Raw genomic sequence first — 15,677 nt, 5'->3', positions numbered from 1 at the left:
AGGGACCATGCCTGCGTACATCCTCACCGGCGCCCCGGGCTCCGGTAAGACGGCCATACTGCGCCAGCTAGAGATCGACGGCCATAGCGTCGTCGAGGAGGCCGCGACGGACGTCATCGCGCTCCAGCAGGCGCTCGGCCAGCCAGAGCCGTGGCGAGATGCCGGCTTCGCCGACCGAGTGCTGGATCTTCAGCGAAAGAGACAGCTTGCGTCCGAGGCGGACCCACGCGGCGTCGTTTTCTTCGACCGTTCTCCGGTCTGCACGTTGGCCCTGTGCCGCTACCTCGACCTGACAGCACCGTCTCACCTGTTCGAAACGATCGAACGCATGGTGGCTGAGCGGTGGTATGAGCGGACGGCCTTCTTCGTACGACATCAGGGCTTCATCCAGGCCACCGCCGCTCGTCGTATCACCTTCGAGGACTCGCTCGCCTTCGAGAAAGTCCATGAACTGACCTACCGCGAGGTCGGATTCGACCTCTTCGAAGTTCCGGCGGCTCCGCTTCCGGTTCGCGTGGCCGCGGTTCAGCAGGTTGTCGATCGACCGGCCCGGCTGCCGTGAGCGGCGTAGCGTCATACCGCAGTTCGCGCGTCGTGCCGAATTGAGAGACCGCCATGACATGGGATTCAACCCAAGGCCGGGATGCGGTGCGTGTTATGCCGCCGGCAACCGGAGGCCGGCGCATCACCTGGGCACAGGTACCGGCGGAAGTAGTCGCGTCGATCGAGGAGTTGCTTGGCAGCAGGGTGGTCGTTGCGACCAGCCAGCCAGGTGGCTTCTCGGAAGCGCTGGCGGCTCGGGTGCGCCTGGCCGACGGCCGGCGGGCGTTCGTCAAGGCAGCGAGTTCGCTGGTCGCCCCCGCGGTGGCGCGGTTCCACCAGAGGGAGATCGCCATTTCACAGCGGCTGCCAGCCGAGGCGCCGGTCCCTCGACTGTTGGCTGGCTACGACGACGGTAACTGGGTGGCTCTGCTGTTCGAGGAGATCGACGGCGCCCTGCCGGCCCAGCCCTGGCGGCGCGACGAATTCGAGCGGGTGCTCACCGCGGCCACGGACCTGGCGATGGCGCTGACCCCTTCACCGGTCGACAGGTCCATCCTGGGCTCGCCGCGGCTCGGCGGCTGGCTCGCCCTGGCCAGCGAGGGCGCGACCAGCAGGCTTCAGTCGCTGTCGCCGTGGGCCGCCCGCCACCTCGACAAACTGGTTGGGCTTGAGGAGCAGGCAGGGCAGGCGCTCGCAGGCGAGACGTTGCTGCATGGCGATCTGTACCCGTTCAACATCATGCTCTCCCCGGATCGCGTGTTCTTCATCGACTGGCCCCATGCATGGATCGGCGCCGCCCACTGCGACGTTCTGACACTGATATCGAGTGCGGCGTTGAGCGGCGTCGACCCGGAGCCATTCGCCGACACGCATCCACTTACCCGCCACCTCGACCCGAATCAGATCAACGTATTCCTGGCGATGCATGCCGGTATCCTCATACGGCTGGCAACGGTCGTCGGGCCGGCCGTGGACCACAACTGGCTCGGCATGGTCATCGCCCTCGGGCAGGCGTCGCTGCGCTGGCTGCAGAGCCGGCTCCAAGCCAATCCGACATTGGCATGACCACCGAACCGCGGGTTTGAAGTCCGAAGGGGCGGTTTCGATGCACCATCCGCTCACTGCCGCCGAGCGGACGCCCTGGCTAAGGGACGTCTCGTAACTGGGTGAAGGCGTTGCCTGGGGCCGGGCCGGCGGTCAGCCGGCGAGGATGATGTTGTGGAGGTTGGCGATGCCGGAAGCGGCGTCGGCCAATGTGTGGGCGGCGCGGCGGTAGTCGCGGAGGATCTTGAAGCACTTCATCCTGGCCAGAGCGTGTTCGACCCCTGCTCGGACGGTTCGGTGCTCGACGTTGAGGGCTTGCTCAGTCCGGCAGCGCACTGCCGTCGGAGGGTTTGCGGTACGGCATGATCACCTCGGGGTTGCCCCGGTAGCCGCCGTCGGCCATCACCGGCCGCCCGGCCAGCTTCTCCTGGATGCCTGAGCTGCGGTAGACGATCGTGTCGTTGCGGTTGCCCGGCTGCGGGTCGCCGACGGCGATGACCAGGCGGGTATTGGCGTCGATGGCGACCTGCAGGTTCGTCGAGTACCGGTAGTTCTTGCTCCGGGCGGCCAGGCGGTGATCGCGGGTGGGGATCAGGGTGCCGTCGACGATCGCGATCTGCTCGACCGGTCGTTTGCGCACCGGCGCCAGGGCCAGCAGGGGTGCGAGGGTGTCGATGACCCGGTGCGCCGCGCAGTGCGACACCCCGAACAGCGGGCCGATCTGGCGCATCGTCAGGTTCGTGCGCCAGTAGGTGGCCACCAGCAGCACCCGGTCGGCGAGGTCCAGGGCCCATTGCCGGCCCGGCCGGCCGTCGGCGGTGCCGTCACCGCCACGCTCGGCGACCAGCCGGACCAGCTTGCGGAACTGGGCGGGCTGCAGCCCGGTGAACGGGAAGATCCACTCCGAGTGGGCTGCGGTGATCACCTGCACCCAGGCATCCTGCCTCACCGTCCTCAACAGACAGACGCCGGGGTTACGAGACATCCCTTAGTCGTTGCAGGCGATCAGGGATCGCTTGACGAGGGCGCCTGTGGTCCAGTTGTGCCAGATGGAGGCACCGGCGGAACAGGTCCGGCTGTCCGGGGCCGTGGGCCGTTCCGCTGCTTCGCAACCCGTCGGCGCGCGCCTCGCTAGCCTTGACATGAAACCATCTGGTTTCCTATAGTCGGATGTGTGGAAGAGGTGTTCAGGGCGCTGGCGGATCCGACGCGCCGGGAGCTGCTCGACGAGCTGTTCCGGCAGGACGGGCAGTCGCTGAACGCGCTGGCGAACAGGTTCGCGATGACAAGGGTCGCCGTAGCGAAGCACCTTCGTCTGCTCGAGGAGGCCGGCGTGGTCATGTCGGACCGGCGGGGCAGGGAGAAGCTGCACTTCCTGAACCCCGTTCCGATCCGTCTCATCCACGACCGCTGGGTCAGCAAATACACCGAGACGTGGGCCGCCGGCCTCGTCGACCTGAAACGAGATCTGGAGACAAGCGTGGAGAAGGTGTTCGAGATCTACATCCGCACCACGCCGCAGCGGCTGTGGCAGGCGATCACCGATCCCGAGACGCGGGCGCGGTTCCAGTTCGGTTCCCGCGTGGAATCCGACTGGGCCACGGGATCCGCGTACAGGGTCACGCATGACGGCGTGCCTGGCGGATTGATCGAAGGGGACAACCTCGAGGTCGACCCGCCCCGACGGCTCGTGCAGACATACCGCGCCATCTGGGACGACGACATCGCCCGCCAGGGTACCAGCCGGGTGACCTGGGAGATCGAGCAGGTCGGCGACAGCTGCAAGCTCGTCGTCCGGCACGACCAACTCGCCGCCGACGCCGACGCGCATCTCTACGGCGGTTGGCCGATGATCCTCTCCGGGCTCAAGACCTGGCTCGAAACGGGCCGGGAACTCACCACGCCAGGCTCGCTCATGTACGGAGGCGAAACATCATGACCGCACAGCAAGCCAAGTCCGACACGAAGCTCGACAAGACGTTCACCTCGGAGCTGCGGAAGAGCCCCAGCAAGGGCGGCTGGACCTACGTCGTGATGCCGGGTTCGGCCGAGTTCTTCGGCACCCGTGGCCTGGTGAAGGTGCGCGGCCACGTCGACGGCGAGCAGTTCCAGGGCTCGTTCATGGCGCTCGGCGACGGCACGCACAAGCTCGCGTTCACCGCCGACATCCGCACCCGCATCGGCAAGCAGGCCGGCGACACCGTCACCGTCACCCTCGACGAGCGGATCGCACGATGACCGCGCCGAAGTCAGTCATCACGGGTGTCCGAACGGTCAGCGTGCCGGTCGACGACCAGGAACAGGCGCTGCGGTTCTACCTCGACACGCTCGGCTTCACGGTACTGCGCGACGAGCCGATCCCGACCGGACGGTGGATCGAGCTCGCACCGGGCGGCGACAACGTCGTCGTCACGCTTGAGCAGGCCACCGCAGACGTCACCCGCGGCCCCATCACTATCCGGTTCACCACCGACGACGCAGCGGCCGCGCACGCGGCCCTCAACGCCGCCGGCGTCGATACCGATGAGATCCTTCAATGGCCCGGCGTACCACCGATGTTCGCCTTCCGCGACCCCGACGGCAACGCCTTCTCCATCACAGAGACGTGACAGCCGCCGGCAGACGGGCGCAGGTAGGGGAACATCAGGCTCCAGCCGTGCTGGGTCGCCTCGATGACCAGCTTCTCGACGGCGGCGTCGTCCTCGACATGGAATGCCAGGTGGTTGAGCCCGGGTCGGCGGCGATCGTGCCGGTCGCCGGTGAGGGCCGGGGACTGTTCCAGGACGACGTAGGTTGGCCCCAGCAGCCAGCGGCGGCCGGTCTCCCAGCTCTGGGAGACGGCGTAACCCAGCGTTTCCAGCAGCCAGCCGAGTGAGGCGAGGGCGCGATCGAGATCGGGCACCCAGATCTCGACGTGGTGCAGTAGTGCCCCGCGCGTCAGCCGGTTCATGCGGCCACCGCCTCGGGGCGCTCGACGAGTTGACCGCGTTCGAAGCGGGCTCCGGCGCGGACGAGCGGAACGAGGTGGGCGCCGTTGACCGAGCGCCAGCGGGCCTGGGCCGACTCGACGAGCTTGAACACCATGGCGAGGGCCGCGGCGCGGGAGCCGGCGCCCCGGGTGACCTTGGTGCGGAGGCGGACGGTGGAGAAGGTCGACTCGATCGGGTTGGTGGTCCGCAGGTGGATCCAGTGCTCGGCCGGGTAGTCGTAGAACTCCAGTAACACGTCCTGGCCGTCGGTGATCTTCGTGACGGCCTTGGGAAACTTGGCGCCGTAGAGCTTGGCGAAGGTTGTGATGGCCTGCTCGGCGTGGTCGCGGTCCTCGGCGTTGTAGATGTCCTGCAGGGCCTTCTTCGCCGCCGGCTGGGCCGACTTCGGCAGGGCGTCCAGGACATTGGCGGTTTTGTGAACCCAGCACCTCTGCTCGCGGGTATCGGGGAAGACCTCGCGCAGGGCCTTCCAGAACCCGAGGGCGCCGTCGCCGACCGCGAGCACGGGCGCGCGCATGCCCCGGCGCGCGCAGTCCCGCAGCAGAGAGGCCCACGACTCGGACGACTCCCGGTAACCGTCGGCCATCGCGACGAGCTCCTTGGTGCCGTCCGCGCGGACCCCGATGACGACCAGGACAGCGGCCTTGGCCTCCTCCAGGCGTATGCGCAGGTGAATGCCGTCGACCCACGTGTAGACATAGTCGGTGCCGGACAGGTCGCGGTCCTGGAACGCGGCGTGGTCGGCCTGCCACTGGGCGGTCAGCCGGGTGACCGTGGCCGGGGACAGCCCGGCCGCCGAGCCGAGGAACTGTTCCATCGCCGGAACGAAGTCGCCCGAAGACAGGCCGTGCAGGTAGAGCAGCGGCAGCACCTCGGCGATCTTCGGGGACTTGCGGCACCACGGCGGCAGGATCGCCGAGGAGAACCGCTTGCGCTCGCCGGTGGTCTCATCGACCCGCTTGTCATTCACCCGCGGGGCCTTGACCTCGATCGCCCCGGCCGGTGATGTAGGCGTTGACTTCCGCCTCCAGTGCGGCGGCCAGCATGCGCCTCGCTCCCTCCCGGACGATCTCGTCCAGCAGGGAGCCGTCTCGCGTGGAATCGTCGGCATTGACTACGGTGAGCATGGGCGTGCCTTCCCGACCGACGCTGCGAACGTCGGCCTACTCGATGACCATCACGGGATCATTCGGGAAGGTACTGCGCCCTCCGCGTTCCTCCCGGAACCGATCCACAGATCTTGAGCATTGCTCGAAACCGGAGCTGTCAGTCCCGATGCCTCACTGGCTTGATCCGAACTACCTGATCACCACCTTCGGCCTCATCGGCATCCTCGCGATCGTCTTCGCCGAATCCGGGCTGCTGATCGGGTTCTTCTTCCCCGGCGACTCACTGCTGTTCACCACCGGACTGTTGGTGGCCAGCGACACCTACCTCACCCAACCACTGTGGCTGGTCTGCACCGCGATCGTCGCCGCGGCCATCGCCGGCGACCAGGTCGGATACCTGTTCGGCCGCAAGGCCGGACCCGCCCTGTTCCGCCGCCCTGACTCCCGACTGTTCAAGCAAGACAACGTCCGCAGAGCACACGACTTCTTCGAGAAGTACGGGCCTCGGGCCATCGTCCTGGCCCGCTTCGTGCCCATCGTGCGCACCTTCACCCCGATCATCGCCGGGGTCAGCGGCATGAACTATCGCACCTTCACCATCTACAACATCATCGGAGCCACCCTCTGGGGCACCGGCGTCACCGTCCTCGGCTACTTCCTCGGGCAAATCGACGCCGTGAAGGCGAACATCGAAATCATCCTCATCGCCATCGTCCTCCTCTCCATCGCGCCCATGATCATCGAGCTGCTCCGCAGCAGGAAGAGATAGCCAGCTATCGCCGTAAGGCAGGCAACGGCGTTGGTGCCGGCCGAACGGCCGCAGGCCTCGCCGTCGCTGCCTCCGGGGCACTGACCGGATGCGGCCAGCCCGACATCACCAAGACGCGCCTCGAACCGGCCGTCGGGCCCGCCTTCGCCAACCTCTACGTGCAGCGGGCCGACCTGCTCGGCGAACACGGCATCACCGTGCAGACCATCGGCGCTTCCACGGCCTGCGACCGTGGCGGCCCGACGTCCCCGACGTGGGTTCCGGCCCCGACTGGATCTGCATGATCCACTTCACCGACGATCACGGCCAACCACAGGACAGCAAGTTCGAGGTACAGGTCCGGGCTGACGCCACCTACGTCGCCGGCGGACCGTCGAAACTCATCGGCCAGGCCACCCTGACCGACAGCCACGGCCACGACGTAACCAACCTCCGGCGCCGACCCGACCCAGACCGATCTTGTGGCCGGCGACCCGCCGGTGCCGATCACCGTGTGGCGCACCGCCCGCACCGCCGCCGACGCAGGCCGCACCGTCGGCGCCCGCCTCGCCTACCGCCTCGTGTCCGCCTACAGCCGCCCCGGCGACACGGTCGTCGACTGCACCGACGACCACGCCCTCACCACCGCCTGCCTCGCCGGGCGGCGCCGGCACCACCCCGGCCGGTTCACCGACGGACCCAACCTCCTCATCGGCCCGGCCAGCGAACCTGCCGAACCCAACCCGTCTGACGAGCAGCAGCAGTACGACGACGTGCCGGAGGTGAGCGCCTGGTTCGGTGACGACCTCACCGACCCGGCCGACCCCACTGGCTCCCCGCAGGCGACCGGCCTGCTGGTCGCCTCCTGGCCCCTCGACGCCAACGACGCCACGAACCGGGAACGCCTGGCGTGCCTGCTGACCGCCTGCGCCCGGCTGCTGCGCCCCGGCGGTTGCCTCGTGCTCATCGTCGCGGTCCCCGCCGGCACAATCGCGACGCCGGAGGACTTCGGTCCCCTCGCCGCCGGGGCGGCGAACGTCGGGCTGGGATATCTGCAGCACATCGTCGCGGTCACCGCCGACACCGACGCCGACACCTTCGTCTACCACGTCACCGACGCAGAACTCCTCGCCCTCGCCCACGAGATGGCCGGGCAGCAGTGGACGCTCACGCACCACCGCGTCCATGCCGACCTGCTGGTGTTCAACCCTCCACCGGCCAACCCGCCGCAGCGGCGGCGGCACCGAGAGGGCGGTGACCGACGTGGCTGAGCACCCCACCACCCACGGACCGGATGAGCCGGTCCGGCCGGAGGGCGCCGGCGGCATGCACCGCGCCCACGAGGATCGCCACCGGGAGTACGACGGACGCCACCCGGCCCCGACCGGGCCAGATGGCCTGTCGGTGTGGGCGACCGCCCAGAGCACCGGGCCGGTGCAGCGTCGAGGCCGCTACGTTCCCGAGTCTGTGAAGCACCCCGCCCGGATGCTGCCGGCGATCGCCGCCCACGCCGTCGCCGCCTACACCAACCCAGGGGACCTGGTCCTCGACCCGATGTGCGGCATCGGCACCACCCTCGTCGAGGCCATCCACGCCGGCCGCGACGCCATCGGCGTCGAATACGAGTCCCGCTGGTCCGACATCGCCGACGCCAACACCACCCACGCCCACGTCCAAGGGGCGACCGGCAGGGCGGCGGTGATCCGCGGCGACGCAACCCGCATCCTGTCCCTCGTTCCCGCCGCCCTCGCCGGCAAGGTCGCCCTGGTGGTGACATCTCCGCCGTACGGGCCGACCGTCCACGGACTGGTCCGCCCCGGCACCGACGGGGTGGCGAAGTTCGACAACGCCTACAACGACGGCAGCGACCGCGGCAACCTCGCCTACCGCGACCTCACCGGACTCGCCGACGGGTTCGCGCAGATCCTGGCCGGCTGCCACACCCTGCTCCGCCCCGGCGGCGTCGTCGTGGTCACCGCCCGGCCGTGGCGCAAGCACGGCCAGCTGGTCGACCTGCCGTCCGCTGTCATCGGTGCGGGGATCCGCGCAGGCCTGACCCCGGTCGACCGGTGCGTCGCACTCCTGGCGGCCGTCCGCGACGGGCACCTCGTCGCCCGGCCCAGCTTCTTCCAGCTCCAGCAGGTCCGCCGGGCCCGCACCGCCGGCACCCCGATGCACCTCATCGCACACGAAGACGTCCTCGTGTTCGCCAAGACCCAGCCCCCCAGTGAGCAACGGGAGGGCCGCGCATGAGCGAACCCGCCACACCGTGCCTGAGCCTCGCCGCCGACGCGGACCTGCCGGACGTGATGCCGCTGCGGGAGGTGGAGTGAGTGACCACCGTGCCGGGCCGGGGCCCGGACCGCGCATCGGATCGTTGTGCACCGGATATGGCGGACTCGACATGGCCGTCGAGCTGGTGCTCGGCGGCCAGCTCACCTGGTACGCCGAGACCGACCGGCACGCCCGCACCGTCCTGGCCCACCACTGGCCCGACGTGCCCAACCTCGGTGACATCCGCACCGTCGACTGGACCGGCATCGAGCCCGTCGACATCCTCACCGCCGGGTTTCCGTGCCAGGACATTTCCAACGCGGGCAAGCGCGCCGGCATCGGCGGCGAGCATTCCAGCGTCTGGACGTGTGTCGCAGACGCCCTTCGCGTACTTCGACCGCCGCTCGTCTTCGTGGAGAACGTTGCCGCCCTCCTCCGACGCGGACTCGACGTCGTCGAAGCCGACCTGGCCGCGATCGGGTACGACACGAGCTGGCTGTGCCTACGCGCATCCGACGTCGGCGCCGCCCACCGTCGTGACCGGTTGTTTCTGCTGGCCGCTCCCGCCGAGCACCTTCAGCGGCGTGCGGACGTTGCCGACACCGTGTGCCCGTGACGGCAAAGGCCCCGGCCACCAGTACGGCCTGCCCGACCTGCTCGAACCCACCGGCTCGACGCACGGGCTGCTGCCCACACCCACGGTCGCGGACAGCCGGTCGTCGGCCAACGCCACCGCCGGCCGCATCACGCCCATCCCGCACGCCGGCCGGACGCTGACCGACGCGGCTCGGCTTCTGCCCACCCCGCGAGCCAGCGACACCGGCACCCCGGGCCGGCGGGCCGGTAAGGGCTTCCGCCCGCCGCTGTCGCAGGTGCTCCTTCCCACCCCGCGGGCCACCGACGGGGAGAACGGCTGCCCTGGACAGCGAGGTTCCCACGGCGACCTCACCCTGCCCTCCGCGGCAGTCCGGGTCCCCGCCCGGTCCCTGCCCACGCCACGCGCCTCCGACGGGCGTGGGCCCGGCCTGCACGGCGACGGTGGCGTCGACCTGCGCACCACCATCGCCGGTCTGTCCGACCGGCTGGGAGGGCTCGACGAGGACAGGTGGGGCGTCTACGCCGCCGCTGTGGACCGGTGGGAGCTGCTGCTCGGCCGGTCCGCGCCGGAGCCGACGCAGACCGGCCGGCACGGCAAGCCTGTCCTCGCCCCGCCGTTCGTGGAATGGCTGATGGGACTCCCGGACGGCCACGTCACAGAACCCGCGCTGGGCCTGCCGCGCACCCTCGCGCTGCGGGTCCTCGGCAACGGCGTCGTAACGCAGCAAGCCGCCGCCGCACTGCGGCTGCTCCTGTGCCCTCACCGCTGGCAGCCGCGATGACCGGCCGGCCCGGGCAGCCTTCCGCTGCAGGGTTGGAGGCATACCGATACCGGCAGGTCGGCCGGCTCGCCTTGCACCTCGCAGACGCCCCCGAGGTACTCACTGGATGCCGGACGCATCGGCCGACGCAATCGAACCTCGCCACCCATCTGGTCGCTGCGCCATTACGGCGCCAGCCGGTTCACTGCCGCCACCACCGCAAACCCCACACAAGGAGAACTGCCCTCATGAACTCCGACCACCCCTCGACGACCGCCGCAACCAACGACCGCCCATCGCAGGTGTGGACGGTGGAGCGGATCCGCGCGCTCGGCGCGGTCACCGACATCACCACCGCCGGCCAGATCTTCGGCCTGTCCCGAAGCCGCGCCTACCAACTCGCCGCCACCGACACCTTCCCGGCCCGGGTCCTATGCGTCGGGTCCCGCTACCGAGTCTCCGTCGCCGCCATCCTCACCGCCCTCGGCGTCGACCCCGACCCCCCACCCGCGCCCCGCCACCGGACCGTCGACTTGACCCTGCCCCCGAATCACGCGTCGATCAGCACCGACCAATCCGATGCCCGCCCCGGCCAGCACACGCGGGGCCGCACCGACGAAAGGACCGATGATGGCTGACGGATCCGTCGGCAAACGATGCGGATGCGTCCACGACGGCAAGCGCCTCGGCGCGAAGTGCCCCAAACTCCGACGCGGCGCCGGCTGGAACTCCCACCACGGCAACTGGGGATACCAACTGGAACTTCCACCCGACGCCACCGGCAAGCGCCGCCAACTACGCCGCACCGGCTTCGATACCCGCGACGCCGCCGTCGCCGAACGCGACCACGCCCGCGCGCTGCTCGACCTCGCCTGCCGGGACAAGACCCTCACCCGCCAGGTCTCCGACCTCCTGCACTCGTGCAAGCGCGGCGAACCGCTGCCCGAGCGAGACGCCGTCGCCCGCCGCATCCGCGCAGGCGTGCCCGCCAACGTCGCCACCACCGTCGGGGACTACCTCACCGACTGGATCACCTCGCGAACGCGGCTGTCGCCAGCGACGCTGCGCAGCTACCAGGACCACATCCGCATGTACTGGATCCCCAACATCGGCGGCATTCCACTGCAGCCTCACCGCCACGCACATCCAGGCCGTGTTCACGCTGATCGACACCCGCAACAACGAGATCACCGCCGCGCGCGCCAGCACCGACCAGGTGGCTCGCGACAGTGTCAAGGGCGTCCGAACGGTTGGGCCTGCCAGCCAGCAGCGGATCCTGGCGACACTGCGCGCGGCGCTCAACGACGCGATCCGCAAGCACCGCCGGCTCATCGACCACAACCCCGCCGAGCACGTCGACCTGCCCTCCGGCGCTTCGCCCAAGCCACGGCTGTGGACCGACACCGCCGTCAACCGGTGGCGCAAGAGCGGCGCACGGCCCAGTGCCGTCATGGTGTGGACTCCCGCCCAGGCCGGCGCGTTCCTCGACTACGCCGAAACTCACGACATCGTCCTCTACGCCCTGCTCGTGCTCGCCACCCACCGAGGACTACGCCGTGGCGAGCTGTGCGGGCTGCGGGACTACGACGTCGACCTCGACGCCGCCGCCATCACCATCACCATCACCATCACCGAACAACGCACCAGCGTCGGCTACAAACCGATCACCAAGCCGGTGAAATCACGCGCTGGAGAACGAGTCGTCCCCCTCGCCGAGGACACGGTCACCGTGCTGCGCGCCTACCTCGCCCGCCGCAACGGGTGGAAACTGGTCAGCGGCTCGGACTGGCCCGACACCGGGATGTTCTTCGTCCGCCCCGACGGCAAACCCTGGCACCCCGAGACGATCACCCAACGATTCGACAACCTGGTCGCCGCCAGCTGCCTCCCACCCGTCTGATTCCACGATCTCCGACACATCGCCGCGACCCTCATGCTTGCCGCTGGCGCCAGCATCAAAGAAATCCAGGACACCCTCGGCCACGCCTCCTACACCATGACCGCCGACATTTACACCTCCGTCTTGGAGGAGCTGAAGCGGACAACCGCGGAAGCCACCACGAAACTAATTCCCCGCCGACCGTATCGGGCGGCATGACGACGGCGATGACCAGTCAAGGCACCCGAGGCCATGCCACCACGTCCGGCCTGGTCAGGGAGCGACGGCTCTCCCCGACCAGGCCGGATGGGCTGCTCACGCAACTGACCAAGGCACTCCTCGAGAACACGCTGACCAGGAGCTGACTGAACACCTCGGCTGGGAGAAGCAGCTCCGCTGTCGGCGTACGGGTCAACATGCCCAACCGGGTACGGCCGAACGTGCACAGGTCTACAACGACGTTCAACGATGAATCCCGGCCGTCCGTACGTGTGCCGTCGGTCCGGCCATCGTCTTCTACAACCAAACCCTGTCCAAGTTCGGCCGAGATACGCCAACCTGACGGCCCGGCGCATCGCGGCGGCGAGGTCGTCGGCGCAGCCGGCGAGCAGGCGGACGGCCTCGCGCAGGTACCGCCATACCGTGGCCACCCGACAACTCGAAGCCCGGCCACGAGGCGAGTGAGGGTGTCGCCGTTGCGCAGGTGGGCCAGGGCCATCAGCGCCTGCTGCTGCGCGGGCAGCCTGCGCCAACGGCCGCCCAACGCACGGCGCCGGGCGCGGATCAGCTCGGTCGGGCGGGTCAGGCTGCGCGTGGACAGCGGGATGCTGGCAGGACAGGTCAGCAACGAACCTCCCGTACTGGGCAGTGCGTCTTGGTCGACTGCTGTCCTACCGGGAGCCTCGTCCTATCCGGAGCAACGACACGCCGCCGCGTGCCTGCTCAGCGCCGGGGATGACCTCCATGCCGACCGCACTTCTGCGGCCCCAATCCGCGTGGCTGCCATACAAGTCCGCCGATTTGGTGCGCGGCTTCAGTGGCCAAGCCGGACAATCAAGGCCATCCAGGCACGTGGGGTTCAGGGAGCGATCATGGCGCGCAAGAGCACTTCAAACATCCGGCAAGCGTTGATCCTTGCCTTCGGACTGGGGGCGTTGACCGGGGCGGCGGGCGCGCTGACACTGCATCGCAGGCAGGCGGGTGACATCCCGGCGGGTGACGCCGCCAGCCAGCTGGGCGACACCGCCTTGCCGTCTCCGGGCGGGCGCTTCGACGAACCCTCGCAGGGCTCGGTGAAGACACCAGCGGTGCAGCGAGGCTGACCCGGCGGTCCGACAGATTCAGTCCGACGTGGCCGACAGGTCACCGCCGTCGGGTCTCTGGCCATCCCGGCGCGAGAAAGAATGAGGGCACTCATGGCAGAAAAGTCCAGCGGCAGCCCTGGCGCTGCCTCTGCTGACACGCCAGTCGCCGAGCTGGTGCAACGCGCCACCGAACAGATCACCCGCCTGGTCCGGGACGAACTGACGATGGCGCGTGCGGAGATGACCGCGAAGGGCAAACGCGCAGGCGTGGGCGCCGGGTTGCTCGGCGGCGGCGCCACGCTCGGTCTCTACGGCGGTGGTGCCCTCGTCGCCGCAGTGGTGTTGGCCCTGGGCGCGTTCATGCCGGATGCGCTGGCCGCGCTCATCGTGGCCGTCATCCTGTTCATCGCCGCCGCAGTAGCGGCGCGACGCGGAAAGAAGCAGGTCACAAAAGCCATGCCAGCCACGCCGACAGCGACCAGGGACAGCGTGCAAGCAGACATCGAGACGATACGCGGCGCGGCAGGTCGGAGGCGGCCATGAGCACGGCAAGCCCAAGCAGTGGTCCCGACAAAGTACCGCAGGACATCCAGCACACGCGTGCGGAGCTGGGGGACACCGTCGCCGCCCTGGCCGCCAAGACCGACGTCAAGACCCGCCTCGGCGGCAAGGCCACCTCAGCGGCCGGTGGACTCAGGCAGCGCCTGACCACAGCCAGCCAGTCGGCGAAGACCTCGGCAACGCAGATGTTCCGCACGGCGAGCCAGAAAGCCTCCCAGCGCGTCGCCATCGCCAAGCAGAAGACCCGTCAGGCCATGACCAAAGCACGCGCCTCGGCCTCAGCCGGTACCCAGACCACCGGCAAGACCGAGTCCACCGAGGTAACCTCCGCACGTGCCGTGACAGAGAAGGTCGGCACCGCGGTACGCGCCAAACCCGTGCCGGTCCTCGCCGCCGCCGGCGCCGCAGCCGCCCTCACGATCGTGGCCTACCGACGTAGCCGGACGAGATGACCAAGGGCCCCGCCCGACCGGTGCCCTACGCGCCTTCAACGGGGATGGAGACGGCCCATGACCTGCGGCGGAGTGCTTCCGCGAGAAGCTCCCCAGCTCTCAAGTGCAGGTCCGGTCGTAGTCCTGAACAGGCCCCCTGCGGGCTGTTCAGGAATCCCTTGACTCGTCTCGGAGATCCCGAAATCCTTCGCGATCTGAGCGATAGGAGCCTCGCCCTTGCGGGCGACCGCGACGACGTCACGGCGGAACTCCAGGGGGAAAGCCTTCGGCATGACAGACATCCTTCCAGCGAGGAACGCATCCTCACAGGTCAGGAGTCAACCGAACCGGGGGCAGTCCCGAGTTCGTAGTGTCCGCGGCGCAGGTTCTGCATGAACGCGTGTCCGGCGATGATGACCTGTGCTGTCTTGTCGGTTCGTAGCCCGCGCATCGGTCTCAACCGCTGTTTGAGCTGGCTGTGATCGGCTTCTATCGGGTTGTTCGCGTGCTGCTCGACGTGGTGCCATGCCTGCGGGATCAGCTCATCCAGCACGCCGGGGTAGACCGGCGCGGCATCCGTGACCACCTCGTTGGGCGTCACCTCAGCGTGGACAGCGCGCGTCGGAAGAACCGCCGGGCCGCGTCGGCGTCGCGGCGGGCCGAGACCAGCACGTCGATGACCTGCCCGTACTGGTCGACCGCCCGGTACACGTACCGCCACACCCCGTTTACCTTGACGTACGTCTCATCAACGTGCCACCGGTCGCCCGGTGAGTGGCGGCAAAATCGGGCGCCGTCAGCCAGCAGCGGGGTGAACCGCTGCACCCACCGGAACACGGTGACGTGATCGACCTCCACGCCGCGCTCGACGAGCAGCTCCTCAACGTCTCGGTAGGACAGGTTGAAGCGCAGATACCAGTGGACCGCGACGACGATCACCTCCGGCGGGAACCGGAACCCGGCGAACGCCGACTTCGGAGGCAGCCACGGCCGAGAGTGGGTCAACGACTTCACTGCTCAAGCCTGCCTCGATCATGCCAACACTCAACGCAACGGAGCCCGTCGGGCAGGGTGGCTGAGTTCCCCCCGCTTTGATGGAGCGGTGGTTACCTGCTGCCGGCTGGTGCAGGGGTGTTGATAGTTGGCTCGGCCAGGTTGTGCTGGCGGGTGTGCCAGGCGGTCTCGTACTCGTCGGGGCTGAGGTAGCCCAGTTCCTTCTGTATGCGGCGGATGTTGTACCAGCCGTCGATGTAGGCGAAGATCGCGTTCTCGGCCTCGTCGCGGGTCCGCCATGAGGTGCGGTAGACGAGTTCGATTTTGAGCGTCGACCAGAAGTTTTCCATCAGGGCGTTGTCGTACGAGTCGCCGACGGAACCCATCGACGGCAGGATTCCGTTGTCCTGCAAGCGTTCCGCGAACCGGAAGGACGTGTAGTT

At 68.8% G+C, this 15,677-nt stretch carries 16 protein-coding genes and 5 pseudogenes; 15 read left to right on the top strand and 6 right to left on the bottom strand.

The window, feature by feature from the left end; all coding sequences use genetic code 11:
- Positions 1-7: 7 nt before the first annotated feature.
- The gene (locus tag I8N68_RS27875; protein ID WP_200215471.1) at positions 8-562 is read left to right on the top strand and encodes an AAA family ATPase; all 555 of its coding nucleotides are present in this window, start codon (positions 8-10) and stop codon (positions 560-562) included.
- 95 nt (positions 563-657) lie between these two features.
- A complete protein-coding gene (locus tag I8N68_RS27870; protein ID WP_200215470.1) occupies positions 658-1,608 on the top strand; it encodes an aminoglycoside phosphotransferase family protein in 951 nt (316 codons plus the stop codon).
- A 132-nt stretch (positions 1,609-1,740) separates the two neighbouring features.
- Here I8N68_RS27870 and I8N68_RS27865 read toward each other — a convergent pair.
- Positions 1,741-2,518 (bottom strand): annotated as a pseudogene (locus tag I8N68_RS27865) (transposase family protein).
- Positions 2,519-2,761: 243 nt separating this feature from the next.
- Here I8N68_RS27865 and I8N68_RS27860 point away from each other — a divergent pair.
- Genes I8N68_RS27860 through I8N68_RS27850 form a run of 3 tightly spaced genes read left to right on the top strand, consistent with a single transcriptional unit; the run spans position 2,762 to position 4,196 of the window.
- Positions 2,762-3,526: an ArsR/SmtB family transcription factor gene (locus tag I8N68_RS27860; protein WP_200215469.1), complete on the top strand. Its 765-nt coding sequence runs from the start codon at positions 2,762-2,764 to the stop codon at positions 3,524-3,526.
- Positions 3,523-3,825 carry a DUF1905 domain-containing protein gene (locus tag I8N68_RS27855; protein WP_200215468.1) on the top strand — a complete coding sequence of 101 codons (303 nt, stop codon included), beginning with the start codon at positions 3,523-3,525 and terminating at the stop codon, positions 3,823-3,825. Before I8N68_RS27860 ends, I8N68_RS27855 begins: the two co-directional genes overlap by 4 nt.
- On the top strand, positions 3,822-4,196 hold the full coding sequence (locus I8N68_RS27850; protein ID WP_200215467.1) for a VOC family protein: 375 nt from the start codon (positions 3,822-3,824) through the stop codon (positions 4,194-4,196). Before I8N68_RS27855 ends, I8N68_RS27850 begins: the two co-directional genes overlap by 4 nt.
- Here the strand turns inward: I8N68_RS27850 and I8N68_RS27845 are convergent.
- Positions 4,121-4,537, bottom strand: a complete 417-nt coding sequence (locus I8N68_RS27845; RefSeq protein ID WP_200215466.1) for a VOC family protein — start codon at positions 4,535-4,537, stop codon at positions 4,121-4,123. The genes I8N68_RS27850 and I8N68_RS27845 overlap by 76 nt on opposite strands.
- Positions 4,534-5,704 (bottom strand): annotated as a pseudogene (locus I8N68_RS27840) (IS256 family transposase). The gene I8N68_RS27845 and the pseudogene I8N68_RS27840 overlap by 4 nt, the downstream one beginning before the upstream one ends.
- 148 nt (positions 5,705-5,852) lie before the next feature.
- On the opposite strand from I8N68_RS27840, the gene I8N68_RS27835 reads away from it, so the two are divergent.
- From I8N68_RS27835 to I8N68_RS34565, 7 genes and pseudogenes are all read left to right on the top strand, one after another.
- The gene (locus I8N68_RS27835) at positions 5,853-6,455 is read left to right on the top strand and encodes a DedA family protein (RefSeq protein ID WP_307813005.1); all 603 of its coding nucleotides are present in this window, start codon (positions 5,853-5,855) and stop codon (positions 6,453-6,455) included.
- A 461-nt stretch (positions 6,456-6,916) separates the two neighbouring features.
- On the top strand, positions 6,917-7,705 hold the full coding sequence (locus I8N68_RS27830; protein WP_307813004.1) for a hypothetical protein: 789 nt from the start codon (positions 6,917-6,919) through the stop codon (positions 7,703-7,705).
- A gap of 55 nt (positions 7,706-7,760) precedes the next feature.
- A complete protein-coding gene (locus I8N68_RS27825) occupies positions 7,761-8,687 on the top strand; it encodes a DNA methyltransferase (protein WP_234040735.1) in 927 nt (308 codons plus the stop codon).
- 16 nt (positions 8,688-8,703) lie between these two features.
- Positions 8,704-9,324 (top strand): DNA cytosine methyltransferase, encoded by a 621-nt coding sequence (locus I8N68_RS27820; protein ID WP_307813003.1) that lies wholly within the window; start codon positions 8,704-8,706, stop codon positions 9,322-9,324.
- Complete coding sequence (locus I8N68_RS27815) at positions 9,293-10,087, top strand: hypothetical protein (RefSeq protein WP_200215464.1); 795 nt, start codon at positions 9,293-9,295, stop codon at positions 10,085-10,087. Before I8N68_RS27820 ends, I8N68_RS27815 begins: the two co-directional genes overlap by 32 nt.
- A 227-nt stretch (positions 10,088-10,314) precedes the next feature.
- Positions 10,315-10,704 carry a hypothetical protein gene (locus tag I8N68_RS33265; RefSeq protein WP_234040732.1) on the top strand — a complete coding sequence of 130 codons (390 nt, stop codon included), beginning with the start codon at positions 10,315-10,317 and terminating at the stop codon, positions 10,702-10,704.
- Positions 10,697-12,164, top strand: a pseudogene (locus tag I8N68_RS34565) (tyrosine-type recombinase/integrase). Before I8N68_RS33265 ends, I8N68_RS34565 begins: the two are co-directional and overlap by 8 nt.
- A gap of 326 nt (positions 12,165-12,490) precedes the next feature.
- Here the strand turns inward: I8N68_RS34565 and I8N68_RS33260 are convergent.
- Positions 12,491-12,792: pseudogene (locus I8N68_RS33260) on the bottom strand (transposase family protein); the annotation flags it as partial.
- Positions 12,793-13,036: 244 nt separating this feature from the next.
- Between I8N68_RS33260 and I8N68_RS27800 the strand changes: the two are divergent.
- From I8N68_RS27800 to I8N68_RS27790, 3 genes are all read left to right on the top strand, one after another.
- On the top strand, positions 13,037-13,267 hold the full coding sequence (locus tag I8N68_RS27800; protein ID WP_200215463.1) for a hypothetical protein: 231 nt from the start codon (positions 13,037-13,039) through the stop codon (positions 13,265-13,267).
- 93 nt (positions 13,268-13,360) lie between these two features.
- Positions 13,361-13,792 (top strand): phage holin family protein, encoded by a 432-nt coding sequence (locus I8N68_RS27795; RefSeq protein ID WP_200215462.1) that lies wholly within the window; start codon positions 13,361-13,363, stop codon positions 13,790-13,792.
- Positions 13,789-14,262, top strand: coding sequence for a DUF3618 domain-containing protein (locus tag I8N68_RS27790; RefSeq protein ID WP_200215461.1), 474 nt, complete (start codon positions 13,789-13,791; stop codon positions 14,260-14,262). The genes I8N68_RS27795 and I8N68_RS27790 overlap by 4 nt, the downstream gene beginning before the upstream one ends.
- Positions 14,263-14,602: 340 nt before the next feature.
- On the opposite strand, the pseudogene I8N68_RS27785 reads toward I8N68_RS27790, so the two are convergent.
- Positions 14,603-15,225: pseudogene (locus tag I8N68_RS27785) on the bottom strand (IS6 family transposase); the annotation flags it as partial.
- 122 nt (positions 15,226-15,347) lie between these two features.
- Positions 15,348-15,677: IS3 family transposase (locus I8N68_RS27780; protein WP_200215460.1), on the bottom strand; the 330-nt coding region annotated here is incomplete at its 5' end.

Origin of the sequence: Micromonospora coerulea (genome assembly GCF_016598485.1) — a bacterium.
Lineage (GTDB): Bacteria > Actinomycetota > Actinomycetes > Mycobacteriales > Micromonosporaceae > Micromonospora > Micromonospora coerulea.
This window is presented reverse-complemented; position numbering and strand designations above follow the sequence as displayed.